Origin of the sequence: Lactococcus fujiensis JCM 16395, assembly GCF_002441655.1 — a bacterium.
Classification (GTDB): Bacteria; Bacillota; Bacilli; order Lactobacillales; family Streptococcaceae; genus Lactococcus; species Lactococcus fujiensis.
This window is the reverse complement of the sequence record NZ_JXJU01000009.1, coordinates 1-25,437: the sequence shown is the minus strand read 5'-3', so window position 1 is coordinate 25,437 and position 25,437 is coordinate 1. Positions and strand designations below refer to the sequence as shown.

Sequence of the window (25,437 nt, the reverse complement as noted above, 5' to 3'; positions counted from 1 at the left end):
AATTAACATTTAAATAAAAAGGGTCTGTCACTACTGACAGACTCTTTTGGAAGGAGTGACATGAAAAATTTTATCTTAAGCCTTGATGATTTAGGGAATCAAGAACAAGGAAATATTGAAACCCTATTTGCTCAGGCAAATGGTTTTCTGGGAGTTCGAGCAAGTCTCCCTATTCCAGTTCGTGCCAGTAATCCGGGTTCATTTGTGAATGGATATTATGAAACACATCCCATTATTTACGGTGAAACTGCTTACGGTTATGCAAAAAATCATGAGACTATCGTTAAATTATTTGATTTTAAAAGTATGGAAATCAAGATTGGCGAAGAAAAATTGACAAAACTCATGCAACAATCGATAGAATGTGACCTTATGAATGGAGTATTGCATGAATGTTATGAGTATACAACGGTTTCCGGATTACAAGCACGATTAGAAATTGAATCTTTTGCAAGTCATGCCAATCGGAGTGTTTATGCTCAAAAAATAAAAATCAGTCCTCTAAATTTCTCCGGCCCAATTGAAATAAAGAAGAAAGCGAAATTGATTCAACCAACAGGCAATGCTGAATTTGACCCGCGCGTAAGAGAAGCATCCACAAAACTGCTCGTAAACGCCAATCAAATCGTCACACCAAATTCAAGTTTGTCACTCTTTACCGCATTTGATTCAATTGACACAAAAGTGCAACTTGATAAAAATGAAAATTTTGAATTCACGCAGATTTATCAAATGGCACGACAGAATCACTTTGAAACGGTTGAATATGAACAATTGAAGGCTGAACAAGAAGTTATTTTTGCTGAATTTTGGGATAAATCAGATATTCAAATTGAAGGTGATGAGGAGCTTCAAAAAGGGATACGTGTGAATTTGTATCACCTCTTTAATTCAGCAGGACGAGATGGAAAAACTAATTTTGCGGCTAAAGGATTGACAGGTGAAGGCTATGAAGGGCATTATTTCTGGGATACAGAGATGTACCTCTTACCTTTCTTTATTTACACCCAACCTGAAATTGCAAAGGAACTTTTGTCTTATCGGTTGTCAATTTTACCACAAGCACTGGAGCGGGCGAAAGAACTGGACTTCGACGGCGCTTTATTTGCATGGCGAACACAATCGGGGAATGAAACCTCAGCATACTATCCTGCAGGAACAGCGCAATTACATATCAACGGGGATATCGCCTATGCTTTCCAGCTTTATGATCAAGTTACTGGCGACGAAGAATTTATTGCGAAGAGCCGCGAGGTCATTTATAACACTGCTCGCTTTTGGTTATCCTATGGCTTTATGAGCAAAAGAGGCTTTGAAATCCATGAAGTCACGGGGCCAGATGAATATACTGCACTTGTGAATAACAATTACTATACTAATAAAATGGCGCAAAATAATTTGGCTTATGCGAGTGAATTGGCGGAACGTTTTTCAGAGCATCTTTATGAACGAGAAAATTGGAAGAATGCGTCAGAAGCAATGTTTTTCGGATATGATGAAGCGCGGAAATTAACAAAACAAGACGATAGTTTTTTGGATAAGGAACCTTGGCCTTTTAATGAAACGCCAAAAGAAAATTATCCTTTGTTGCTCCATTATCATCCGATGAAAATTTATAAACATCAAGTTTTAAAACAAGCAGACACGATCTTAGCACATATGATTTATCCAGAGCCAGAGGAACAAATCAAACGAGATTTTGATTTTTATGAGCCTTTGACTACCCATGATTCCTCGTTATCAAGAGCTATCCATGGTGTTGTAGCAAGTCGTTTAGGACGTCCTAATGAGGCCTATCGCTTCTTTGCCGACAGTGCCACGATGGATTTATCAGATATGCAGGGGAATGCAGCTCACGGTATCCATGCAGCGAATATGGGCGGTTCCTGGCTCGGACTTGTTTATGGTTTTGCTGGTTTACAGATCGAGGGGAATGAATTAAAATTTAAAAATCATTTACCGGAACAAATCACGCGTTTATCTTTCAAAGTTCATTTTCAAGGAAAAAGTTATCATGTGGATTTCAAAAAGCAATAAAAAATCATAGCCAATAAATAAGACAATGCCGCTAATAAAGCAAATACTTCCGATTACAAAGCCTTGCGGGACAAAGTTCAATTGAACTTTGTGTTTCCCCTGAGGAATCGAAATGGTCATAAAACCAGACTGTGCCTTTTTAATTTTGGCATTTTTACCATCAACTTTGGCAGACCAACCTTTATCATATGGAATCGTTAGAAATAAATCGCCAGAAGTTTTGGCATCAATGGTAAAAGTCGCACCATTTTTATCCTCCACACCGTTGACAGTGCTGGTCTTTATTTTTGCAAGTGCAGCATTGTAATTTTGCGTATTGAGGGCCCAAAAGGAAGTGGGATTGAATGAAACTTGCGAATTACCCGGGAAACTTAAAGTAAGTTTTAATAGAGTTGCCTTCTCATAATACCCTAAATTAAAGTAAGTACCAGTGTCATCAGTGCTTACAGAATAGCCTGAAATTGGGGTGACTTCACCATTTGGTTGAACCTTAGAGAGTGTCAACGTCGTATTTTTCTGGTCATTTGAAATGTAAGAGATGTTTGGAATTGAAATATAGAATTGGCTTTGAGCAGGTGCCGTTATTTCATAAGTTACGGCTACATCGCCAGTTTGCCCTGTTTTATTTGCTAACGTTACATAATCAGTAGTGCCACTTATTTTGTTCTCAGTATGTTCTGAACTGGTATAGATCTGGGTGAAATAATTTAATTTGACCTTAGCCAAGGCATTGACAAATTTTGTTTGATTACTCAAATAGCGGTCTGAATCATTTGATAAAGTCACGTCATGGTAACCACCCGGGACCATAAATCCTAACCCGAGGGCATTTTGATTTTCTGTCAGAGCTGATGAATTATCTTTTGAACTGATTGTATTAAAATCATATTTGACAGGTTGATTTTGGTTGATGTTGTATTTTACCCCGAAAATGGAATCCATGAGTAAAGTATTGCCGGGATAGCGCAAATTTAGAAAAGTGTCATCGGTGTGAAAACCGAGTAATTTCATGAGGGCACTAGAATTGGAATTTCTTACGGACGAAAATTGTGAAATGGAGTTATAGCCATATTTCATACCATCGTTTGCTGTATCAGGATTCGTATTGTCCGCCCGGAATAGTCCGTCCCCAGTCAATTTATTGATTTTATCAGCTAAGGGCTGCAACAGTCCAGCTTGTTGGTTATAATATGTTCGGCTAGCGAAATTCCATTCATTCTGCAAGCCAGAAACCTGAAGAAAACCATTGACACCAGCCTCAGCCATCATAAAGATAAAGACAATCGGTAAAAACAATTTGTATGAGAGCCATCGACAGCGGCGACTTATTAATAAAATTAAATAGGCAAGTACAAATAAGCCGGTTAAGATGCTGTTGAAATTCTTGAGATAATTGTAATTTCCATAGGCCAATGTAGCCGAAAATCCAATTCCTAAAAGTCCAATAACAAAACAAATTTTCCAAACTTCGAGTTCATCCAATCTGGTTAATGTTTCGCAAGCCATAATCAATATAATTAAACTGAAAATGAAAGCATAGCGGTGCAAAAACATATTGGGCGAGTGCATTCCCTGCCAAAACAAATCTAAAATTTCGATATAGAATGAAGCAATTAGGACACCAAGCAAAACCAAGTAAGCAATTTTAGCCTTCCAATTTATGCTGTGAGTAAAAAAGAAGAGAAGGGCAAGAATCAGGGGCAAAAGTCCAACATAAATCATGGGGACAGCACCAAATTGAGTCGTATCATATACCCCAACGAAATTCTTGGCAAAGAGGTCGAAAGGTCTTGATCCATCTGTAAAAAAACTTAAAGATTGAGAAAAGGCGTTCGTATTATTGGCTTTGAGATCCAGATACATTGGAAGAAGCATGATTAAACTGGTCATCCCGGCACATAAGGAAGTGACTGCAAAGTCCAAAAAGTTATGCCAGGACCACTTTTTCATGGTTGCTCTTGCAAAATAATAAAGCACCAAAAAGAGGGCAATCATGAAACCAAAATAATAATTTTGAATAAATAAGATGGTCAATGTTACAAAATAAAGTCGTCTTTTTCCTTTGTCTTGAAGTGAATGCAACCCCCACACAATCAAAGGAAGCAAGATAAACACGTCTAACCACATGATAATTTCGATTTGGCTGGTCAAAAAACTCATGGTGGAATAGGCACAAGCTAATGCTAAAATAAGCCATGCGGACAACTTTTGATACATCTGTTTAAAACTGACAAAAAAGGTTAACCCCATTGTCCCCGTCTTCAATAAAGTCAGTAAATATAGCGCATCAGGCATATTATGCACATTAAAAAAGAAGGTCAGAGGCATAAAGAAACTGCCCATGTAATATGCAGCAAAAGCATACAAATTCAACCCTAAACCACTCGTAAACGTATAGAAAAAACCGTTACGTCCAGCAGAATGTAAGATATTCGAATAAAGTGAGTGAAGGGCAACATATTGGTGATAAGAATCACCTGCCAGAATGGACCTTGAACTGCCCCAATATATTTGATTTGTTCCTAAAATGACTGCCATCATCACAAGAGGCACAAAAAAGCTTAGTAATAACCACCATTTATTTTTCTTAACAAATTTTATCATACACATATTATAACTGAAAAGTCTTAAAAGCACCTCTTTTTTTCAAAAAAAAAGAATTAAGTTAAATTCTTTTCATTTTAGCTCGTAGATCATTTGCTATTTCTTCTAAACGATCCAATTGGTTAACCTGTGGAATTTTATAGCCTATAAAATAAGGTGATGTTATGAAACGAGGGACAATTTTACAAATGTATAGTTCACCGATGTGATGAAAGAAAAGATTGTAAGAATCACAATGTCCCCCCATATATTCTCCCAATATATACTGGGTAATGGTTTGAACGTCATCAGCCATTTTTTCAATATTTTTTAATTCCGAGATGATGACATTAAACTCGACAAAGCCCATAATTGGTCGAGTTGAAATAGTTACTGTAACGCCGTTCTTCTTTATTTCGACCCCATCGAAGTTTTCAGGGGAAATCTGTAGGTAGCCATCAACATTTTCCAGACCGACAATTTGCATATGAGGATGCCTTAGGGTTCCACCAGAATGGGGGCCGAAATTTTTGAACATCAAAACTGATTGATACTTTCCTGATTGTATTAATTCATCCCAACATTCAATAGCAAAGCGAAAAACCGATCGATTCTCTTCCCTTGTGTAGACAGAGACATCACCGAGATGTAAATCAGATTCAATAATGACCGTCATTAATGATTCCCGGATCGTAGAAAATTTATTCTTCAGCCAAATTTTATTTCCTTCCGTTCGAAAAATATTTTGCAAATGTTCAGTATCACAAAAAGGACAGACAATTTTTGAATGTCCAGCAGATGCATATTTTACATTATTTATTTCAGCGTCAAAAATAAGTGGCTTATCTGTGTGTTCAATCATGCTAACATTATATCATTTTCTCCAGTTTAAGAGGCTTTAAAATTTTCGTTATTTTTGCTATAATTATCCAGTTACCTATTAATTCAGCCTTCAACTGAACCAACAAAAGTCAGCCTTCAAACTGATATTTTGTGTGACAATCAAAATAGAAAGAGATGGTGAAAAATAATGGATAACTTAAATAAGAAAAACAATGCGAACACACGTGTTGTTGTCGGAATGTCAGGTGGTGTCGATTCGAGTGTGACAGCTCTACTGCTTAAAGAGCAGGGCTACGATGTCATTGGCGTTTTCATGAAAAATTGGGATGATACGGATGAATTCGGAGTCTGTACCGCGACAGAGGATTATAAAGATGTTGCAGCAGTCGCTGACCAAATTGGAATCCCCTATTATTCAGTTAATTTTGAAAAAGAATACTGGGATCGTGTATTTGAGTATTTCCTCGCTGAGTATCGCGCTGGACGGACGCCCAATCCGGATGTAATGTGTAATAAAGAAATTAAATTTAAAGCTTTCCTTGATTATGCCATGGATCTTGGAGCGGATTATGTGGCAACTGGTCATTATGCAAAAATTAGCCGCGATGAAGATGGCACTGTCCACATGTTAAGAGGAGATGATTCAAATAAGGATCAAACATATTTTTTGAGTCAACTCTCGCAAAAACAACTCGCAAAAGTCATGTTTCCTATAGGAAATATTGAAAAGCCTGAAGTCCGCCGAATTGCAGAAAAAGCTGGATTAGCAACAGCAAAAAAGAAGGACTCAACTGGAATTTGTTTTATTGGTGAAAAGAATTTCAAGCAATTCCTCTCAACTTATCTGCCTGCTAAATCTGGTCGAATGATGACACTTGACGGCAAAGATATGGGTGCTCATGCTGGCCTTATGTACTATACAATTGGTCAACGTGGAGGGCTCGGAATTGGTGGGCAACATGGTCAAGATGACTCACAGCCTTGGTTTGTTGTTGGAAAAGATCTATCAACAAATACCCTGTTTGTAGGTCAAGGATTCCATCACGAACACCTTTATTCAACAAGTCTGACGGCTAGCCAATTGAGTTTTACAAAAGCGATGCCAGAACAATTCGACCTTCATTGTACAGCTAAATTCCGTTACCGCCAACAAGATACTGGGGTTACGATTCATGTCAACGGGGACAAAGTTAAGGTAGACTTTGATGAGCCTGTTCGTGCAATTACTCCTGGGCAAGCTGTTGTCTTTTATGACGGAGACGAATGCCTAGGCGGCGCCCTAATCGACTATGCATACAAAGATGGTCAAATCATGCAATATCAATAATGAATGAAGAAATAGCGCAGGTCGCTATTTTTTGTATATGATTTCTAATGATATTATCATTTTGTTATAATTATTTTATAATTATTTTATAATATATCAAGGTGAGGGCGATGAAAAAAAATAATATACAACACAATTGTTTCTTAATTTTTCTGGCACTATTTTCAATATCAATCATATGGCTGTCTTTCAAACATCCATGGACAAAGCTTTCAAATGTTGTTATCGTCGAACCTACTAAAGTAAAATTTTATGATTCGGACGAATTAAAGGAGTTGGAAATGAATCAAATTCTAAGGGGGGATTTCACAAGTTTGGAAGGAATTTGGCGCAGTCAATCAGGCATTGATAATGGGATTCAATTTTTAATTCGTGAAAACTGTGTTCTCATAGACGAAAAACGGTATTTTTTGAATTTACAGGGGAGAGCCCCCTATAGTGGAATTTATCTCACACGTCCTGAAAAAACTGCGGCTGCACCACTCATTATTTATCCCAAAGGAGTAGCAATCCCAATCATTGATGATTTAGGGAGGATTGATTTAAGTGGGGGGCTTGATCCAACAGATCAAACAAAAATAAGAATTTTGATGGCTCAATCGGTCTTAAATCGTGAAGAAGTGAAAAGATTAACCACCTATTTGGTTGAATAATTATAGATAAATAAGTAAATGATTAAGCTTAAGAAGCAAAATTAGAAAATATTTATTAAAAAAGGTTAAAAAAGACTTTCCCTTTCCATTAAAATATGATATAATACAGTTCATGGCTGTGTGCCAGCCAAATTGTTGGAGGAATTTTTTTTACAAATGAACGAATTTGAAACATTATTAAACAGCGTTGAAGACGTTAAAGTACGCGACGTCGTTAAGGGCGAAATCCTTTCTGTTGAAGACGGTCAAGCACAAGTTGCTATCGTTGGTACAGGAGTTGAAGGTGTCCTTACTCTTCGCGAAATCACAAACGACCGCGATGCTGACATCAATACATTTGTTAAACCAGGTGATGTCCTTGACTTGCTTGTTATTAAGCAAATCGTTGGTAAAGATGCAGAAGGCGCAAATGTCTACCTTCTTTCATTGAAACGTCTTGAAGCCCGTAAAGCTTGGACTGCTCTTGAAGGCAAAGAAGGCGAAATCGTAACTGTTAAAGTTACTAAAGATGTTAAAGGCGGACTTTCAGTAGATTATAACGGCGTACGTGGATTTATCCCTGCCTCAATGATTGATACTTACTTCGTAAAAGACACTAAGAAATTTGTTGGCGAAGAAATTGAAGCTAAAATCATCGAAGTTAATGCGTCAGAAAATCGCTTTATTCTTAGCCGTCGTGCAGTAGTTGAAGCTGAAGCAGCAGAAGCTAAAAAAGAAGCATTTGCACAACTTCAAGAAGGCGACATCGTTGAAGGAACAGTATCACGTGTTACTAACTTCGGAGCATTCGTTGACCTTGGTGGTATCGACGGACTTGTTCACGTTTCAGAATTGAGCCACAGCCGTGTTAAACGTCCTTCAGACGTTGTTAAACCTGGCGATGAAGTTCAAGTTAAAATCTTGAAACTTGATGAAGAAGCTGGACGCCTTTCACTTTCTCTTAAAGCGACTCAAAAAGGTCCTTGGGAAGAAGTTGAAGAAAAAGCACCAGTTGGTTCTACTGTAGAAGGTACTGTTAAACGTTTGACTGACTTTGGTGCATTTGTTGAACTTTACCCAGGCGTTGAAGGACTTGTTCACGTTTCACAAATTTCTTGGGAACGTGTTGAAAATCCAAAAGATGTGCTTAAAGTAGGTCAAGTTGTTAACGTGAAAGTTCTTGATGTTAAACCTGAAGAACAACGAATCAGCCTTTCTATCAAAGCACTTGAAGAAGCTCCAGAACGTCCAGCTCGTCGTAACAATAATGAAGACGGTGAAAAACGTGATCGTAAACCACGTGCTCCACGTAAAGCTGCTAAACCTTCATACGAATTGCCAGAAACACAAGAAGGATTCTCACTTGCTGATTTCCTTGGTGACGATTTCGACATCAACGATTTATAATTTGAATAAAATCAAAGGCGCTTTGGCGTCTTTTTTTGTTCAAAAATTTTAGTAAAAAAAAGAGGACTAGTCCTCTTTTATCTTGCTTTCACCAAAAACTTCAACTTTAAAACCCGTGATTCGGAGATCACTTGCTTCCCGAGCTGCGTTTATTAGTGGACGAAAATCAAAATTATCAACATTAAATATTTCGCCAGTTGTTTTATTAATGACATGATAATGAGGCTCACCATAATAATCATATCGACGTGTCCCATTCACATTAATCACGATGATGAGTCCACTTTCAACCAGTTTTTCAAGTGTGTTATAAACTGTTGCCAGACTGATGTCTGGTAAATCTTCATGGATTTTTTCGGCAGTTGGATGAGTCTCATGAGTCATTAAATAATCCAAAATGACTAATCGGTGGGAAGTGATTTTTAATTGATGAGATTGCAATAGTGCTTTTAAATCTTTATCCAATTTAATTCCTCCCTTTTAACTGTCTTATTACGTTAATTATAGCACGAAAAGTTTTTTGATTCAAATGACTTGACATTTAATTAGAATGATTCTAAAATATAACTAGAATCATTCTAAAGTAGGGCTGGAATAGTTCTAAAAGGAGACAGATTGAAAGAAGAAAGTTTACTACAAAAAAATAATATTATTCGTGCCGGTGTGATGGGCGCAAATGACGGTATCATTTCGATTGCTGGTATTGTGTTGGGTGTTGCAAGTGCAACATCGGATATGGGTACAATTTTACTTGCCGGTTTTGCCGGAACATTAGCTGGAACGGTAAGTATGGCGATGGGCGAATATGTTTCAGTCAGTTCGCAACAAGATGCTCAAAGAAAGGCAGCGCATGATCAATCGATTGCACTTGAAAATAATTATGCCCAAGAATTCAATTATGTGCTCGAAAAATATAAAGAGATTGGCATTTCTGCTGAATTAGCGCAAAAGGCAACCAAGGAAATGATGAATCAGGATGCTTTAGGAACTACGGTTCGTGAACGTCATGGTTTTACTTTGGGGAATGAGTTAAGTGCAAAGGGGGCAGCTGTAGCCTCGATGTTGGCTTTTCCAACTGGTGCCTTGTTACCGATGCTCGCTATTTCGTTTCTACCAACTGGTTGGAATATGTTCGCAACATTTATTGCGGTTCTTATTGCACTTGCTTTGACAGGGTATGCAGCAGCTAGATTAAATGGCGCTGATAAAAAACACGCAGTTATTCGAAACGTTTTTGCGGGTCTATTGACAATGGCTGTGACCTACTTTGTCGGTTACCTATTTAGACAAGGAGGTTTGTGATGAGTAAGAAATCAAAAATGACCATGGATGAGAAATTAAATTCTGTTCGTGCAGGTGTTTTAGGCTCAAATGATGGAATTTTGACCGTTGTTGGTGTCTTATTTTCAGTTTCAGCAGTGTCAGGAAGTTCCTTTGCATTACTCATATCGAGTTTGGCCAATTTGGTTTCTGGCGCATTTTCGATGGCCTCAGGTGAATATGCCTCGGTGAGCTCACAGTCCGACAGTGAAAAAGCAATTGTCGAGCAGGAAAGAGACTTATTATTAACTGACTTTGAGGGTCAACGTCAATTCGTAGTTAACTTTTATCAAGAAAAAGGAATTTCTGTTGAAACATCGGAAGAGATAGCGGATGAATTGTTGAATAAAAAGCCTCTCGAAACAGTGCTAGCAACTAAATATGACATTTCATTGGGACATTATGCAAGCCCATTTCAAGCAGCCTGGTCTTCTTTTTTTAGTTTTGGTATCGCCGGTTTATTTCCCATGGTCACGATGCTATTCGTAAAAGGAAATTTACAATTCCCAGTTACAATTTTGGCGACCGTTGTCGCGCTTTCTCTAACGGGTTACATCAGTGCTAAATTATCTGATGGTTTCGTGAAAAAGGCTGTTCTACGAAATATCATCATCGGCTTGATCACTATTGCTATTCATTATGGAATTGGTAAACTATTTGGTTAATAAATGTGACTTTTCATCATGAAAAGTCTTTTTTAATAAGTCAGGAATATTTTTTTAGAAAACAAAGAAAGAGGTGGTATAATAGCTTTATGAATTCCACGATTAGAGCAAAATTAGAATTATTACCTGATAATCCGGGTTGTTATCTCCATAAGGACAAAAATGGGACAGTAATTTATGTTGGGAAAGCAAAGAACTTGAAAAACCGTGTGCGGTCATATTTTCACGGGTCTCATAACACAAAAACAGAACTCTTAGTAAGTGAGATTGAGGATTTAGAGTGGATTGTGGTCGGTTCGAATATTGAATCGCTCGTCCTTGAAATTAATTTAATTCAACGTTACAAACCTAAATACAACATCCTATTAAAAGATGATAAATACTATCCTTTTTTGAAAATAACTAACGAAAAATATCCACGTTTACTCGTTGTTCGTCAAGTAAAAAAGGATGGAGCGAATTATTTTGGGCCCTATCCCGATGTTAAGGCAGCAAATGAAGTCAAAAAGCTAATGGATAGAATATTTCCATTTCGCAAGTGTGGACTAAATGAAAAAAAAGTGTGCTTTTATTATCACATTCATCAGTGTTTGTGTCCCGTTGTAAATCACACAGATCCCCAAGTTTTTAAAGAAATGACTGAAGAAGTGCGTCAATTTTTAACAGGGAATGATCAAAAAGTGATTCAAGCTTTACAGGATAAAATGACGACAGCAGCTGGAAAGATGGAATTTGAACAGGCTGCTGAATACCGCGACACGATTAATGCCATTGGAACTCTACGGACTAAGCAGAGCGTAATGAATCAAGATTTAAAGGACCGCGATGTCTTTGGCTATTATTTTGATAAGGGGTGGATGTGTGTACAGGTTTTCTTTGTTCGCCAGGGAAAAGTGATTCAGCGCGATGTCAATATGTTTCCATATTATAATGAACCTGAAGAAGATTTTTTAACTTACCTTGGTCAATTTTATCAAAATGCCAATCACTTATTGCCCAGAGAAATCTTTATCCCTCAAGGAATTGATATTGAATCAGTCGAAGGGGTGATTACGGCCCTTTCTCAAGATTCATCAGCACTGACAAACTTGATTGATACGAGTGAGCAGAAAGTTAAAGCCGACCAAGTCTGGCGTCAACAGATTTTTAGTCCAAAAATGGTAAAATTTTCCGATCAAGATGTTGAACAATCCATAGTCAAATTAGACAAGGAATTAAAAGCCGAAAAAGTAAATAAGACGGCTTACAAAACAAAAATTTTACAACCTAGTCGTGGTGAGAAAAAGCAATTAGTAAATATGGCGATGAAAAATGCACAAACTCAGCTGCAGCTAAAATTTGATGTAGCGGAACGTGACGTTTTAAAAACGACTGGTGCGGTAGAAAATTTGGGGGAAATTTTAGGGATTCCTAAACCAATCAGAATTGAAAGTTTTGATAACTCAAATATTATGGGGACGTCCCCAGTTTCGGCAATGGTTGTTTTCATTAATGGTAAACCGAGTAAAAAAGATTATCGAAAATATAAAATAAAAACAGTAGTCGGTGCTGACGATTATGCTTCAATGCGCGAAGTTATGACAAGACGTTATAGTCGAGCAGTGAGAGAACAGTCCCCATTACCTGATCTCATTGCAATGGATGGTGGAGCAGGACAAGTTAATATAGCCAAAAAAGTCTTAAAAGAACTGGGCTTAAAAATTCCAGTAGCTGGCATGCAAAAAAATGACAAGCATCAGACGAGTGAATTATTATTCGGTGACCCTTTGGAAATTGTTGATTTATCACGTCAATCGCAAGAATTCTTTTTGTTGACCCGGATTCAGGATGAAGTTCACCGTTTTGCCATTACCTTTCACCGTCAAGTCAGAGGAAAAAATACATTTGCATCGAAATTAGATGGTATTGAGGGCTTGGGTCCAAAACGCAAACAGAAATTGATGACCACTTTCAAAAATTTACCCGCAATGGAACAGGCATCCATTGAACAGATTGCTGAAGCTGGATTGCCTTATGATGTTGCTAAGAGAGTTAAAGAGAAATTATCGGCTGAATTTCAAGTGAATGAGAATTGGGAATCTTTGAAAGATCAGACGCCTGTTGAAAAATAAAAAATGGAGTGAAACTCCATTTTTTTTTATGGATGTGTAAAATTTTAAACTTACAGAATTCGCGTTATTTTGTTAAAATTGGTAATATGAACAAATTAACTGACAGTCAGATTGAGGACTTCCAAATCCAATTATTAAATTGGTATGATATAAATAAGAAACCTTTACCATGGCGTAAAACAAAGGCTCCTTATCAAATTTGGATTTCTGAAATAATGGCGCAACAAACCCAAGTTGAGACAGTTATTCCTTATTATGAACGCTTTATGACAAAATATCCGACTGTCGAAAGTTTAGCACAAGCTGATGATGCTGAGTTATTGAAAATGTGGGAAGGACTCGGTTATTATTCAAGAGTGAGAAATTTGAAGTTAGCCGCACAACAAATGATCAGGGATTTTGATGGACAATTTCCTTCAGATCTGACGGATATTTTATCCCTAAAAGGAATTGGCCCCTATACTGCAGCAGCCATTGCATCCATTTCGTTTAACTTGGCTGAACCGGCGATAGATGGGAATCTGATGCGCGTGACAAGTCGCTTATTTGAATTAGATTCGGATATTTCTAAATCTAATGCGCGAAAATCATTCGATGAAGTGCTGCGCCCACTGATCAGTAGTGAGCGGCCTGGTGACTTCAATCAAGCGCTGATGGATATTGGCTCACAAATTTGCACGCCAAAAATTGCACGTTGTGAAATTTGTCCTTTAAATCAATATTGCCAAGCTTATAAAGAAGGCACCCAACTCAATTTTCCTGTTAAAACGAAAAAAATAAAGCAAACAGAACATTTTTTTGCTGCGTTTGCTGCCCAAAATTCACTTGGTGAATGGTATCTCGAAAAAAGACCTGAACAGGGGCTTTTGGCGGACATGTGGCTATTCCCGATGACTGAATTGACAAAAGCAGAATTCAATCAAGCCAGTACTGACGGAACATCCAAGCGGCCAAAAATATCGGAATCTATTGGAAAAATAAATTTCGTTAGTAATTACAAACACGTCTTTTCACATCAGAAATGGAACATTGCTTTATTTTCTTGCCAAATTGAAGAAAAATTCGAGGTTTCGGAGCTTTTATTGGATGAAAATAAGAAGTGGATTAAAGATTTAAGCCAAATTCCACTAGCAGGTCCTCAAGTGAAATTATTTGAAATCTTAAACAAAAATTAGGAAATCTCAGACTAACGTCTGATTTTTTGGTATAATGTTAAGTGACTACTATTTCAAGGAGATAAATATGGCAACAATTGATTTTAATGCTGAAGTTGAAAAACGTAAAGATGCACTAATGGAAGATTTATTCACGCTTTTACGCATCAATTCAGCAGAAGATAAAGCTCATGCGAATGCTGAAAATCCATTTGGACCTGGCCCTCGTCAAGCCCTTGATGCTTTCCTAGCAATCGCAAAACGTGATGGTTACGAAACAAAAAATTACGACAATTATGCTGGACATTTTGTTTATGAAAATGGGGCTAAAGAAGATGCCGAAACACTCGCAATCATTGGTCACTTAGACGTTGTTCCAGCAGGTGCTGGTTGGGATTCAAACCCATTTGAACCTGAAATTCGTCAAGGAAATCTTTATGCCCGTGGTGCATCAGATGACAAAGGACCAACAATGGCTTGTTACTATGGGCTCAAAATCCTTAAAGAATTAAATGTTCCATTATCTAAGAAAATCCGTTTCATCGTTGGTACCAATGAAGAAACTGGTTGGGCTGACATGGATTACTACTTTGACCATTGTGAATTGCCGCTACCAGAATTTGGCTTTTCACCAGATGCTGAATTCCCAATTATCAATGGTGAAAAAGGGAATATCACTGAGTATCTTCATTTTGTAGGGAAAAATGATGGTGAAGTAATTTTGAATAGCTTTACTGCAGGGCTTGCCGAAAATATGGTTCCCGAATCAGCAACGGCTGTAATTACTGGAGCTAAAGACTTGAAAGGTCAACTTGACCAATTCATTTCTGAGTATGCAGATAAAAACCTCAGATATGATCTTGAAGAAAATGGTGATAAAGCTACGATTACCCTTCATGGACGTGCTGCACATGGTGCGATGCCTGAAAAAGGAATTAACGGTGCAACTTACCTTGCTTTGTTCTTGAACCGCTATAATTTTGGTGGAGGAGCTGCTGCCTACCTACGAATTGCATCCGAAATTTTGCTTGAAGACCACGAAGGTGAAAAATTGGGTGTTGCTTATGTTGATGATTTGATGGGAAATACTTCTATGAATGCAGGAGTTTGGACATATGATGAAGCAACAGAAGGAACAATTGCTCTTAATTTCCGTTTCCCTCAAGGCAATAGTCCAGAACGCATGCAAGAAATCTTAAAAGCCATTGATGGGGTTGATGATGTGACATTGTCCGAACACCTCCACACGCCTCATTATGTTCCGATGGAAGATCCACTTGTTTCCACTTTGATTGATGTTTATGAAAAACATACAGGTCTTAAAGGTTACGAAACTATTATTGGTGGTGGTACATTTGGTCGTTTGCTAAAACGTGGTGTTGCCTATGGTGCAATGTTTGAAGGAGAACCTGATTCAATGCATCAAGCTAATGAAATGAAACCTGTTGAAAACATCTTCAAAGCGGCCGTCATTTATGCGGAAGCAATTTATGAATTAACTAAATAATAAAAACTGCCGGAAGGCAGTTTTTTTGTGTAATCTGGGCCGTCAGATGAGTGTTAAGATTGATAAAGCGATGCTAGATATGCACGGAATCGAAGGACAATCTTTTGATCAATTTATTAAAATAAGCCCTCCCAAAAAAAGATTAAATGGAGAATATTTCTTGCCAATAATTAAAAAAAGTGATAGAATGTAAGCGTAATCTTAAAATTACAAATTTGCGTATAGACAGTAAATGGTTTTATAAATTGAATAAAAGGGGCAAAAAGTTGAGAATTGCAATCATTGGCGCATCTCATGCGGGAATTAGCGCAGCAACTGAGGCAAAGAAAAGGTATCCTGATGCAGAAATTGTTTTATATGAAAAGAAAAATCAAATCAGTTTCATTTCCCAAAATACCCTATTCTACATCCTTGATCAAGATCGATTACGTTTGGATTCAGGCCAATACACGACTGTAGTCGCTTTGAGGAATGCTGGTTACATTGTCAATACAAGTGTGGATGTTCAATCCATTGATGGTAAGGAACATGTTTTGTCCTATATTAATTTAGAAAATGGGATGAGTTATACAGAACATTGGGATAAGTTGATCATGGCCATAGGTTCTTATCCAGTCTTACCAATCATCCTAGGCCCTGAACCAGATAATTTGTTCGTTCTAAAAGATTTGAAATCTGCACTTGATTTAAATCGAGTGGTTAAAAAAGGAAAAACCGCCGTTATCTTTGGGAGTGGTTCAATAGGAGTAGAGTTAGCACGAATTCTAAAAAAAAGAGGACTTAAAGTAGTTCTTGTAGAAAAACATGATAAAATCATGACTCATTATTTTGACCATGGTGCTTCTGATCAACTTGAAGAGATTTTGAAATCGGAAGGGATCGAAGTACGAAAGAATGAAATGGCTGTTTCTTTTGAAAAAGCTAAAAAACATATAAAAACTAAAACAAGTTCAGGCGAAATTTTGACCGAGATTGTAATATTTTCAGCAGGCTTTCGACCTAATGTTGCACTCTTACGAAATCAAGTTGAGATTGGAAAATCTGGGGCGATCAAAACTGACCGATTTTTACAAACGAGTCTTAAAGATGTTTTTGCAATTGGAGACTGTGCTGAAACCTATTGTGATTTATTAGATCAAGGGGTTTATGTTCCACATGCTTCAGATGCGCTGCGAACCGGTCAAATTGTGATAAGCAACTTGATAGAGCCACGAAAAGAAATTATGTCTTCTGAAATGACATTATCAATTGATATGGATGACTTGATTATTGCAACAACGGGAATCACATTTGAAAAATCTGTTGCAGCGGGATACAAAGCTGCTCAAATTTTTTATCATAATGCAAAAGTTCACAAAGTGGGTTACAATATTTGGCTAACTTATGACCAAGAGACACATAAAATTTTAGGCGCACAATTTGTAGGCGATGTTCCAAACATTAATAGCTATGTGAATAGCTTATCGATTGCGATAACTAACCATATGACGACCGATGAATTTGCAGATACCGACTTTTACTTTGAACATGGTTTCCAGGATGTACGAGGAATTCAAAGAATCATAGCTGCACTCATTTATGAGAAAGAAGAAAGATAAGATGAATAGTGATAAGGGTGTAACCGAGGCATACTGCCGGATGGTGTTGTCTGAATTGCAACAAATCGAACTTAAAAGTATCGAAAGGCGAGAAATTTCAGAGCAAATCAAAAAAAGAGTTCAATTCAATTTTGAAATCGTGGCAGGCGTCATTTCATTTTTTGTAGCTTGGGGCTTTTTACTGACTGGAATAATAAAAAATTCTACTTTATCGAGTCTTATGGGTGTCGTTTCAATCTTTGTTTTGACGTACATCACATGTGTTTTACTTTGGCATACGCCACTATTTGCCAGATTTAGAAGAGCGAATTTTGAAAGACGACTGAATAACTCACAAGAAAAAATCGATGAAATTAACCGAGACAATACAAATCTATTATTGAGTAAAGATATTAAAGAATCTTATATTCCTCGACAATATTTAAGCATCCAAGTCTTAACGATTCTGCTGAGGTATTTTGAAAATAACCAGGCCTCATTCCTGAATGAAGCAATTGGTCTTTTTGAAGATGATTTGGCCCACACTGAAATGGAATTAAAAGATATTTCTAAAGAAAATGTTATTGATCGAGAAGTACTTTACCTAGGAATTGAGTTCTAATATGCAATTAATTTACAAATTTTCAATGATTATTTCAATCCTTATTAATATTGGCATCGTATTACACCTTTTTAAATTTGGTCCGCGACTAGCACTTGATTACGTTATTTCGCCAAGTGATCACAGACGGCATCTAAAGTGGACGTTTAATGGCAAACTCATTTTTAAATTTGATAATACAAAAAACGTAAGTGATGAATTAAAAAGTAAATAAAATCAGTTCACCAAAATAAAAAAAATACTAATGAGATGAGATAAGATGAGATGCCCTTTCCTTATTTGGTAGCTCCTTGTTCATATGACTTTATCAAATCATCTCGGAATTGATATTCAAAATGGCAGAAAATCTAATCATTACAGTCCTTATTCCAGCGTGGAATGAAGAAGAAACGATAGCTCATACGCTCAAAAGTCTTTATCGGCAAACGCGCCAACCAGATCATATCGTGGTCATTCCGAATAATACGACTGACCATACTGCAGAGCAATCTTGGAATGCTGGTGCAGAAGTGCTTGTTATGCCTGGAGAAAATAAAAAAAAGAAAGCAGGTGCGCTTAATTTCGCACTCGATGAACTAGCAAGTAAATTCGAAAAACAAAACAATCCAGCTATTTTAGTCATGGATGCCGACACTATTCTTGAGGATAATTTTATTGAAAGAGCAGAGCTTAAAATGCTTGAAGAAGTGGATGTTGGAGGTGTGAGTTCAATTTTTGTCGGTCGAGAGTCTAAAACAATCATTGGAACATTACAGGCAATGGAATATGCGCGTTATGGCTTAATTGCCTTTCATCGACCAGAAGTTTTCGTGCTTTCGGGAACTGCAAGCCTGATCCGTTGGGAGGCCATTAAAAAAATTAAAGCAGCTCGTCTTGTGGGGAAAATCCTCCCGAAGGGAGAGGGTTATTATGACGTGGACAGTCTGACGGAGGACAATGAATTGACATTGGCGATGTTAGTGGTGGGCTACTCTGTTCCTCATTGTGGTATTTTCTCGGTCACCGATGTTATGGAAGACTTTAAAAGTCTTCATGCCCAAAGAAAACGTTGGTACTTAGGAGCATTGCAAAATATCGGAGCCTACGGTTTACAAATGCCACTTTGGATGATTTCCATTTATTGGTTTCAACAAATTGGGCTTTATATTGCGATGGCAATGGTGCCTGTTGTACTTGGGATATTTGTTCTCAGTATAATATTTTCAATGATGGGCATGATAAAATCAAGTGTCCCTATGTATACAATTTTCTTATTTGGGGTTTATGTTCTGACACAAGTCATGACAGTTTGGCAAACCGGCTGGCGAGGAAGGATTGTTGCTGCCCTGTACATTCCTGAATTTGTATATTCGCTGATGTTGATTTATTTTTACACTGTTGCGTTATTGGAATATCTAAAAACTCGTGGCAGAAATACTAAGTGGCAACACACTTAATTTTATTTGAACAAAAAATGGAACTGTAGCTCCGTTTTTTTTCTGTACTTTTTGATTGAGAGAAACGATAATTTCCCTTGAGAAAATTTTTTGCAAAATGTAATTTAATATTAATTTATATTTTGGGTGTGCTATAATAGAGAACATGATATACGGAAACGGCGTCGACAATGTCGAACTCTCAAGAATAGAAAATGCGATGATTCGCTCAGAACGGTTTGTCGAACAAGTATTGACGGACCAAGAAATGGTCAAGTTTAATCAATTTTCTTCATCCAAAAGGAAAGTTGAATTTTTAGCTGGTCGTTGGGCAGCGAAAGAAGCTTTTTCAAAAGCCTATGGAACTGGTTTTGGACGCCAACTCGGCATGCACGATTTGGAAATTGAAAATGACCAGTTAGGAAAACCTTATTTTTCTAAGCACCCATTTAAGGGACTCGTTCATTTAACTATTTCACACAGTAACCTTGAGGCTGTTGCTTTCGTAGTTCTAGAAAATAATTAAAAAAATCACTTTTTAATTTTATCCCCACAAAGAAGAAAGTAGGATTGTTTAAATGAAATCTTCTCCCCATCGTCATACGCCAGCCATCGTTAGTTTGACTGCGATTCAAAATAATGTAAAAAAAATGCGCCAACACATTGGAGCAAAGCCCGCATTATATGCGGTTGTTAAGGCCAATGCTTATGGACATGGTGCGATTCCAGTAGCTCAAAGTGTTCACGAATTAGTTGACGGATTTTGCGTTTCCAATCTCGATGAAGCGATCGAATTACGAAATCATTTAATCACAAAACCCATTTTAGTTTTATCAGGAATCGTTCCTGAAAATGCAGATATTGCTACCAGTCTGAATATTACGCTGACTGCTCCCAGTTTGGCATGGTTAAAATTGATTGTTGCACAAAAAACGAATTATCAAGGCCTAAAAATTCACATTGCAGTGGATTCTGGGATGGGGCGAATTGGTGTTCGGGATGCTGCTGAGGCAAATGCTATGATTGACCTTGCTGATCAAAGTGGTATCCTGTTTGATGGGATCTTTACACATTTCGCAACTGCAGATGAAGTGGATACGACAAAATATATACAACAAAAAGAAAAATTTGCTTCAATTGTGGCTGGATTGAACCGTCGTCCTCAATTTGTTCACTCGACAAATTCGGCAGCTGGACTTTGGCATAAAGAACAAGTTCAAGATATCGAACGTTTAGGGGTCTCAATGTATGGCCTTAATCCGAGTGGTAGAGCCTTAGACTTACCTTTTGATCTGGAGCCTGCTTTTGAATTAAAATCAGAATTGACTCATGTGAAAACCATTCAGGCGGGAGATACTGTTGGTTATGGTGCCACTTATACTGCGAGTGAAGATACTGTCGTCGGGACGGTGTCAATTGGTTATGCTGATGGTTGGACCAGAGAGATGCAAGGTTTTCATGTGATTGTGGATGGTCAGTATTGTGAAATTATCGGCCGGGTTTCCATGGATCAAATGTGTATAAAACTGGAAAAAGAATACCCTATTGGAACTCCCGTAACATTAATTGGTCGTGAAGGTCAATTAGAAATTACGGCACAAGAAATTGCCGAATGGCGCCACACCATTAATTATGAAATTCTGTGTTTACTTTCCGATCGTATCTATCGTGAATACAAGTAACAAATGAGAAAATTTAATCAATAAAATGAAAAAGTCTGTAATTAAACAGACTTTTTCTTTTGATTACACAAAAGTTAAAAAAGCTTACAAATTGACGATCCCCCTTTACTTAATATTATGCTATGTTATAATAAGATTATAAATAAATGAGAAAAACATTAGAACATTAAAAATAAGTGAGGGAAAGACTATGGTAAAAATCTATACCGTAATCTCGTGTAGCTCATGTAAAAAAGCAAAGCAGTGGATGGAACTTCATCATTTAGAATATGAAGAAGTGAACTTGTTGACAGACAATATCAGTCGGGCCGATTACCTACAAATTTTGTCGCTTACAGATAACGGAACTGAAGAAATTATTTCAACACGTAGTCGTGCATACCATAGGTTGCAGCTTGATTTTGAACAACTCTCTCTAAATGAATTAGTTGAGATATTTGAAAAAAATAGGACATTATTGCGTCGCCCGTTGATTTTGGACAACCGACGACTGCAGGTGGGGTATAATGAGGATGACATTCGCAAATTTCTCCCAAGAGAAATTCGTCAGGTTGAACTCACAGTAGCAACCGATAAGATTAAAGAAAATTTGGATGAGCATTTGTCGAAAGTAGATTAAAACAAGTAAAATGATTTACTTGTTTTAATTTAAAAAAATTAGAAACAGGAGACAATAATGACGTGGAAAATTGAAAGGCTTTATTTTTTTGTGATATACTTAAAGTATGAAAATTATTGATGGAAAAGCATTGGCTGTTCAAATGCAAGCTGATTTAAAAGTAAAAGTTGAAAAATTAAGTGAGAAGGGAGTTGTTCCTGGATTGGTCGTTATTTTGTTGGGCGAAGATCCGGCTAGTCAAGTCTATGTCCGAAATAAAGAACGCACAGCACAAAGACTGGGAATTAATTCAAAAGTTGTTCGCTTACCAGACCAGACGAGTGAAAGTGAATTACTTGCTCTAATTGATCAATATAATCAAGATGAACAATGGAATGGGATATTGGTACAATTACCATTGCCTGCTCATATTTCAGAAGAAAAAGTACTCCTCGCTATTGATCCTAAAAAGGATGTCGATGGTTTTCATCCTATGAATATGGGGCGACTTTGGGCGGGAAATCCGGTCATGGTACCAAGTACACCAGCAGGCATCATGGCGATGTTTAAACATTATGATGTTGATTTGTCGGGGAAACGAGCAGTCGTCATTGGACGATCAAATATTGTAGGTAAACCGATTGCACAACTCATGATGATGGCGAATGCAACGGTGACCATTGCGCACAGTCGATCAAAAAATTTATCTGAGTTGACAAAAGCAGCCGATATTTTAGTCGTAGCCATTGGTGTAGCCAAATTTGTCACCGCTGATATGGTTAAGAAAGGTGCTGTTGTTATTGATGTTGGCATGGACAGAGATGAAAATGGAAAACTCTGTGGCGATGTTGACTTTGATTCGGTCAAAGAAGTAGCAAGCTTGATTACCCCAGTGCCTGGTGGTGTGGGACCAATGACGATTACCATGCTGATGGAACAGACAATTAGGTCTGCTGAAATGAGTGAAAATAATAACTCATACTCATCGAATAAATAATTAATAGATTTAGACGTTCCTTTTGGCGCACTTTTCTTTTCAGCTGGATTAGACTATTGCCCTTATACAGGCCATCTACTTATCGTTTTAATTTACAACCTATTTTTGAGTGGGTTTAACATAAAAACAAACGATTAAAATTTATGTTTTGGAGAAAATATTATAGTGATATTATTAGTTTCCGGGGCAACACATACAGGTAAAACAGTTTTGGCACAAAAATTAATTAAACAGACAAGTTATTCATGTTTGTCAATTGATTTATTGAAAATGGGGCTGATTCGGAGTGGTACGACTGAACTCTCGGTGAGCGATGATGGGGCACTCCGCCCATTTCTCTGGAAAATTGTCAAAGAAATCATTAAAACAGCGATTGAGAATCGGCAAAATTTGATTGTCGAAGGAATTTATATCCCCTTTGATTGGCAAAATGATTTTTCTGAGGATATGTTAGGTCAAATCAAATCGTATTTCATCGTCATGTCTAAAGATTATATCGAAAATCATTTTGAGGACATCAAAAAATTCGCCTAAGAAGTAGAACAACGTCAGGATGAATCTTACTTAAGTAAAGCATTACTCATCGCAAATAATCAAGCTTTTCAAGAGGGATGTGAACAGAATAAGCTCCCTTATCACTTGATTGATAAACATTATGATGTAAGTTGGGAATTATGACAGAATATTTAACAGTAACAACATTAACTAAATATCTGGCTGCTAAATTTTCTCGTGATCCATATTTGGAACGGGTTTATTTGACGGGGGAAATTTCTAATTTTCGCCAGCGGCCGAATCACCAATACTTTGCCATTAAGGACGAGGGTGCAGTGATACAGGCGAACATGTGGGCAGGACAATTTCGCAAATTAGATTTTAAACTTGAAGATGGTATGAAGGTTTTAGTCGTCGGACGGGTTTCATTATATGCGCCTTCTGGTTCTTATTCGATTAATATTGAAACAATGGTTCCAGACGGAATTGGAGCTTTGGCAGTCAAATTTGAGCAGTTGAAGAAAAAATTATCAGCTGAAGGACTTTTTGAAACTCGTTTTAAGCAAGCATTGCCTCAATTTTCTAATTGTATTGCAGTTGTCACTTCACCTTCTGGAGCTGTTATCCGGGATATTATTACAACGATTCAACGACGCTTTCCAATGTCAGAAATTGTTCTTTATCCGACAAAGGTTCAAGGAGAAGGATCGGCAGAAGAAATTGCTTCGAATATTAGGCGAGCCAATGAACGCGGTGATTTTGATGTGATGATTATTGGTCGTGGTGGTGGGTCAATTGAGGACCTATGGGGCTTTAATGAAGAAATCGTTGTCCGCGCGATATTTGAATCACATATTCCAATCATCAGTTCGGTTGGGCATGAAACAGATGTGACCTTAGCCGATTTTGTTGCTGATGCACGTGCAGCGACACCAACCGCAGCTGCTGAATTAGCTACACCAAATACGAAAATTGATTTACTCGCCTGGTCAAATGAGCAAGAAAATCGAATGTTAAACCGTTTAAAAGCCTTAATCATGTTCAAACGTGAAAAATTGGAAAAATTAACACATTCGGTCGTATTTCGGCAACCTGAGCGCCTCTACGATGGGCATATTCAAAAAGTTGATCTATTGACCGAACGTTTGTCAGTACTGACCAAACAAAAAGTTGATCAGGGACAACACCGATTTGAACTTATTTCCGGTCAGTTGGTACCCGCTTATTCCAGAACTGTTGAACGACGAAAATTCCGATTAGATCGTGCTTATCAAAATTTACTTTTATTAGATATTTCTAAGATAAAAGCGAGAGGATTCTCCATTGTTTCTGATAAAAATGGGAAAATTATTAAAAGTGTGAAAGACGTCAATCCAGGGAAAGCTATTGAAATTTCGCTGTTTGATGGTCAGGTGTCAGCAGAGGTGAAATAAGAAGAATTTTAATTTCACTTTTAGAAAGAATTTTTGTATTGTCAACAGTTATTGTCAACAAGAAAATTCTGTCTCTAAAGGACAATAAAAATGAAGAAGTAACGCTCTTATGTCCTTATGTGGAATTAACACCGTTGTTTTTGATCAAAATGAATTAGAATTTGATGAAAATTTCATGAAAAATGAAAGTTAAAAAATGTTTGGAGAGTGAATCATGCCTACAAAAAAAGAAACCGCAAAATTTGAAGATAACCTGACTGAATTAGAAATGATTGTTAGAAAATTAGAATCAGGTGATGTCGCACTTGAAGATGCCATAACAGAATTTCAAAAAGGGATGGTTTTGTCCGATAAATTGAAAAAAACGCTGAATGAAGCTGAAGAGACCTTAGTCAAAATTGTTGGAAAAGATGATACAGAAGCTGATTTTTCACCAGAACAAAAAAACTATTGATATGAGAAGTAATGAAAATAAGAAACGTAATAAGAAATCATGAGCTTAGCTCATGATTTCTTATTTTTTTTTTGATTCAATTTGTATAAATTTAATCGAAATTGAAATATTCGTGTAATTGAAAAAATACAAAGATTATATTATGCTATAGTAAAAAGAGGGAGGCTTTATGCAAACAAACAAACAAACAAACAAACAACATGAGTATTGGAGGGTGAGAATGAAGTATAGTAGTTTGCATGAGTCACCAAGATTCAAAATAACACGAAAGAAAATTACTCATTTTCGTCAATGGAAGTCAGGTAAAAATTGGCTCTATGCAGCTTCGGCACTCACATTTATTGGTGCGGGAACAGCCACGCTGACAGCAGTCAGTTCGCCGACGGTGGCCTATGCCGCAACCACAGTCGCAGCGACAACGATTACGACGGCCGCGTCAGGCACCGTCTCAGGAACAGGTGTCTCAGGTGACACAGTCACGGTGACAGATCCAGACGGTACGACAACGCAGACTGCGACAGTTGGTACTAATGGCAACTGGACAGTAACGATCCCGAGCAGCCAGGCGAGTGGCGGTG

The 25,437-nt window shown here is 37.4% G+C and carries 22 protein-coding genes and 1 pseudogene; 20 read left to right on the top strand and 3 right to left on the bottom strand.

Features of this window, described 5'->3' with window-relative positions:
• Positions 1-60: 60 nt before the first annotated feature.
• Positions 61-2,037 carry a glycoside hydrolase family 65 protein gene (locus RT41_RS07565; RefSeq protein WP_096818603.1) on the top strand — a complete coding sequence of 659 codons (1,977 nt, stop codon included), beginning with the start codon at positions 61-63 and terminating at the stop codon, positions 2,035-2,037.
• On the opposite strand, the gene RT41_RS07560 is transcribed toward RT41_RS07565, so the two are convergent.
• Together RT41_RS07560 and RT41_RS07555 are read right to left on the bottom strand one after the other, a co-directional pair.
• Positions 1,978-4,641 carry a YfhO family protein gene (locus RT41_RS07560; protein WP_096818601.1) on the bottom strand — a complete coding sequence of 888 codons (2,664 nt, stop codon included), beginning with the start codon at positions 4,639-4,641 and terminating at the stop codon, positions 1,978-1,980. The genes RT41_RS07565 and RT41_RS07560 overlap by 60 nt on opposite strands.
• A 61-nt stretch (positions 4,642-4,702) precedes the next feature.
• Positions 4,703-5,482: a DUF4931 domain-containing protein gene (locus tag RT41_RS07555; protein ID WP_096818599.1), complete on the bottom strand. Its 780-nt coding sequence runs from the start codon at positions 5,480-5,482 to the stop codon at positions 4,703-4,705.
• A gap of 168 nt (positions 5,483-5,650) precedes the next feature.
• On the opposite strand from RT41_RS07555, the gene mnmA reads away from it, so the two are divergent.
• The 3 genes from mnmA to rpsA all read left to right on the top strand — a co-directional run bounded on the left by mnmA (position 5,651) and on the right by rpsA (position 8,829).
• A complete protein-coding gene (mnmA, locus tag RT41_RS07550; protein WP_096818597.1) occupies positions 5,651-6,790 on the top strand; it encodes a tRNA 2-thiouridine(34) synthase MnmA in 1,140 nt (379 codons plus the stop codon).
• Positions 6,791-6,900: 110 nt separating this feature from the next.
• A complete protein-coding gene (locus tag RT41_RS07545; protein WP_096818594.1) occupies positions 6,901-7,443 on the top strand; it encodes a hypothetical protein in 543 nt (180 codons plus the stop codon).
• A 156-nt stretch (positions 7,444-7,599) separates the two neighbouring features.
• Entirely contained in the window at positions 7,600-8,829 is a 1,230-nt protein-coding gene (gene rpsA / locus RT41_RS07540; protein WP_054639310.1) for a 30S ribosomal protein S1, read from the top strand.
• A 66-nt stretch (positions 8,830-8,895) separates the two neighbouring features.
• Here the strand turns inward: rpsA and RT41_RS07535 are convergent, their stop codons facing one another.
• Positions 8,896-9,294: a Fur family transcriptional regulator gene (locus RT41_RS07535; RefSeq protein WP_096818593.1), complete on the bottom strand. Its 399-nt coding sequence runs from the start codon at positions 9,292-9,294 to the stop codon at positions 8,896-8,898.
• Between the two features lie 150 nt (positions 9,295-9,444).
• Between RT41_RS07535 and RT41_RS07530 the strand changes: the two genes are divergently transcribed.
• The 16 genes and pseudogenes from RT41_RS07530 to RT41_RS07450 all read left to right on the top strand — a co-directional run.
• Positions 9,445-10,131, top strand: coding sequence for a VIT1/CCC1 transporter family protein (locus RT41_RS07530; RefSeq protein ID WP_096818591.1), 687 nt, complete (start codon positions 9,445-9,447; stop codon positions 10,129-10,131).
• Positions 10,131-10,814: a VIT1/CCC1 transporter family protein gene (locus RT41_RS07525; protein ID WP_054639309.1), complete on the top strand. Its 684-nt coding sequence runs from the start codon at positions 10,131-10,133 to the stop codon at positions 10,812-10,814. Before RT41_RS07530 ends, RT41_RS07525 begins: the two co-directional genes overlap by 1 nt.
• Positions 10,815-10,903: 89 nt before the next feature.
• Positions 10,904-12,862: pseudogene (gene uvrC / locus RT41_RS07520) on the top strand (excinuclease ABC subunit UvrC); the annotation flags it as partial.
• Between the two features lie 149 nt (positions 12,863-13,011).
• Complete coding sequence (mutY, locus tag RT41_RS07515; protein ID WP_096818731.1) at positions 13,012-14,100, top strand: A/G-specific adenine glycosylase; 1,089 nt, start codon at positions 13,012-13,014, stop codon at positions 14,098-14,100.
• A 67-nt stretch (positions 14,101-14,167) separates the two neighbouring features.
• A complete protein-coding gene (gene pepV / locus RT41_RS07510; protein WP_096818587.1) occupies positions 14,168-15,586 on the top strand; it encodes a dipeptidase PepV in 1,419 nt (472 codons plus the stop codon).
• A gap of 266 nt (positions 15,587-15,852) precedes the next feature.
• On the top strand, positions 15,853-17,184 hold the full coding sequence (locus RT41_RS07505) for an FAD-dependent oxidoreductase (protein WP_180752701.1): 1,332 nt from the start codon (positions 15,853-15,855) through the stop codon (positions 17,182-17,184).
• Between the two features lies 1 nt (position 17,185).
• Positions 17,186-17,785, top strand: coding sequence for a hypothetical protein (locus tag RT41_RS07500; protein ID WP_096818583.1), 600 nt, complete (start codon positions 17,186-17,188; stop codon positions 17,783-17,785).
• 335 nt (positions 17,786-18,120) lie between these two features.
• Positions 18,121-19,221, top strand: coding sequence for a glycosyltransferase family 2 protein (locus RT41_RS07490; protein WP_054639303.1), 1,101 nt, complete (start codon positions 18,121-18,123; stop codon positions 19,219-19,221).
• A 145-nt stretch (positions 19,222-19,366) separates the two neighbouring features.
• A complete protein-coding gene (gene acpS / locus RT41_RS07485) occupies positions 19,367-19,726 on the top strand; it encodes a holo-ACP synthase (protein ID WP_054639302.1) in 360 nt (119 codons plus the stop codon).
• A gap of 52 nt (positions 19,727-19,778) precedes the next feature.
• A complete protein-coding gene (alr, locus tag RT41_RS07480) occupies positions 19,779-20,882 on the top strand; it encodes an alanine racemase (RefSeq protein ID WP_096818580.1) in 1,104 nt (367 codons plus the stop codon).
• Between the two features lie 190 nt (positions 20,883-21,072).
• Positions 21,073-21,501: a Spx/MgsR family RNA polymerase-binding regulatory protein gene (locus RT41_RS07475; RefSeq protein WP_054639301.1), complete on the top strand. Its 429-nt coding sequence runs from the start codon at positions 21,073-21,075 to the stop codon at positions 21,499-21,501.
• Positions 21,502-21,607: 106 nt separating this feature from the next.
• Complete coding sequence (locus RT41_RS07470) at positions 21,608-22,477, top strand: bifunctional methylenetetrahydrofolate dehydrogenase/methenyltetrahydrofolate cyclohydrolase (protein WP_054639300.1); 870 nt, start codon at positions 21,608-21,610, stop codon at positions 22,475-22,477.
• 165 nt (positions 22,478-22,642) lie between these two features.
• Entirely contained in the window at positions 22,643-23,011 is a 369-nt protein-coding gene (locus RT41_RS07465) for a zeta toxin family protein (RefSeq protein WP_219524946.1), read from the top strand.
• A gap of 140 nt (positions 23,012-23,151) precedes the next feature.
• On the top strand, positions 23,152-24,405 hold the full coding sequence (xseA, locus tag RT41_RS07460; protein ID WP_096818726.1) for an exodeoxyribonuclease VII large subunit: 1,254 nt from the start codon (positions 23,152-23,154) through the stop codon (positions 24,403-24,405).
• A gap of 214 nt (positions 24,406-24,619) precedes the next feature.
• Complete coding sequence (locus RT41_RS07455) at positions 24,620-24,859, top strand: exodeoxyribonuclease VII small subunit (protein WP_054639299.1); 240 nt, start codon at positions 24,620-24,622, stop codon at positions 24,857-24,859.
• Between the two features lie 220 nt (positions 24,860-25,079).
• The coding region (locus RT41_RS07450; protein ID WP_180752700.1) for an Ig-like domain-containing protein at positions 25,080-25,437 on the top strand (358 nt) is incomplete at its 3' end.

Excerpts from the sequence above, each read along its gene's own strand:
- RT41_RS07565 (WP_096818603.1), top strand. The coding sequence starts at position 61 with ATGAAAAATTTTATCTTAAGCCTTGATGATTTAGGGAATCAAGAACAA.
- RT41_RS07560 (WP_096818601.1), bottom strand. The coding sequence starts at position 4,641 with ATGATAAAATTTGTTAAGAAAAATAAATGGTGGTTATTACTAAGCTTT.
- RT41_RS07555 (WP_096818599.1), bottom strand. The coding sequence starts at position 5,482 with ATGATTGAACACACAGATAAGCCACTTATTTTTGACGCTGAAATAAAT.
- mnmA (WP_096818597.1), top strand. The coding sequence starts at position 5,651 with ATGGATAACTTAAATAAGAAAAACAATGCGAACACACGTGTTGTTGTC.
- RT41_RS07545 (WP_096818594.1), top strand. The coding sequence starts at position 6,901 with ATGAAAAAAAATAATATACAACACAATTGTTTCTTAATTTTTCTGGCA.
- rpsA (WP_054639310.1), top strand. The coding sequence starts at position 7,600 with ATGAACGAATTTGAAACATTATTAAACAGCGTTGAAGACGTTAAAGTA.
- RT41_RS07525 (WP_054639309.1), top strand. The coding sequence starts at position 10,131 with ATGAGTAAGAAATCAAAAATGACCATGGATGAGAAATTAAATTCTGTT.
- mutY (WP_096818731.1), top strand. The coding sequence starts at position 13,012 with ATGAACAAATTAACTGACAGTCAGATTGAGGACTTCCAAATCCAATTA.
- pepV (WP_096818587.1), top strand. The coding sequence starts at position 14,168 with ATGGCAACAATTGATTTTAATGCTGAAGTTGAAAAACGTAAAGATGCA.
- RT41_RS07500 (WP_096818583.1), top strand. The coding sequence starts at position 17,186 with ATGAATAGTGATAAGGGTGTAACCGAGGCATACTGCCGGATGGTGTTG.
- RT41_RS07490 (WP_054639303.1), top strand. The coding sequence starts at position 18,121 with ATGGCAGAAAATCTAATCATTACAGTCCTTATTCCAGCGTGGAATGAA.
- acpS (WP_054639302.1), top strand. The coding sequence starts at position 19,367 with ATGATATACGGAAACGGCGTCGACAATGTCGAACTCTCAAGAATAGAA.
- alr (WP_096818580.1), top strand. The coding sequence starts at position 19,779 with ATGAAATCTTCTCCCCATCGTCATACGCCAGCCATCGTTAGTTTGACT.
- RT41_RS07475 (WP_054639301.1), top strand. The coding sequence starts at position 21,073 with ATGGTAAAAATCTATACCGTAATCTCGTGTAGCTCATGTAAAAAAGCA.
- RT41_RS07470 (WP_054639300.1), top strand. The coding sequence starts at position 21,608 with ATGAAAATTATTGATGGAAAAGCATTGGCTGTTCAAATGCAAGCTGAT.
- xseA (WP_096818726.1), top strand. The coding sequence starts at position 23,152 with ATGACAGAATATTTAACAGTAACAACATTAACTAAATATCTGGCTGCT.
- RT41_RS07455 (WP_054639299.1), top strand. The coding sequence starts at position 24,620 with ATGCCTACAAAAAAAGAAACCGCAAAATTTGAAGATAACCTGACTGAA.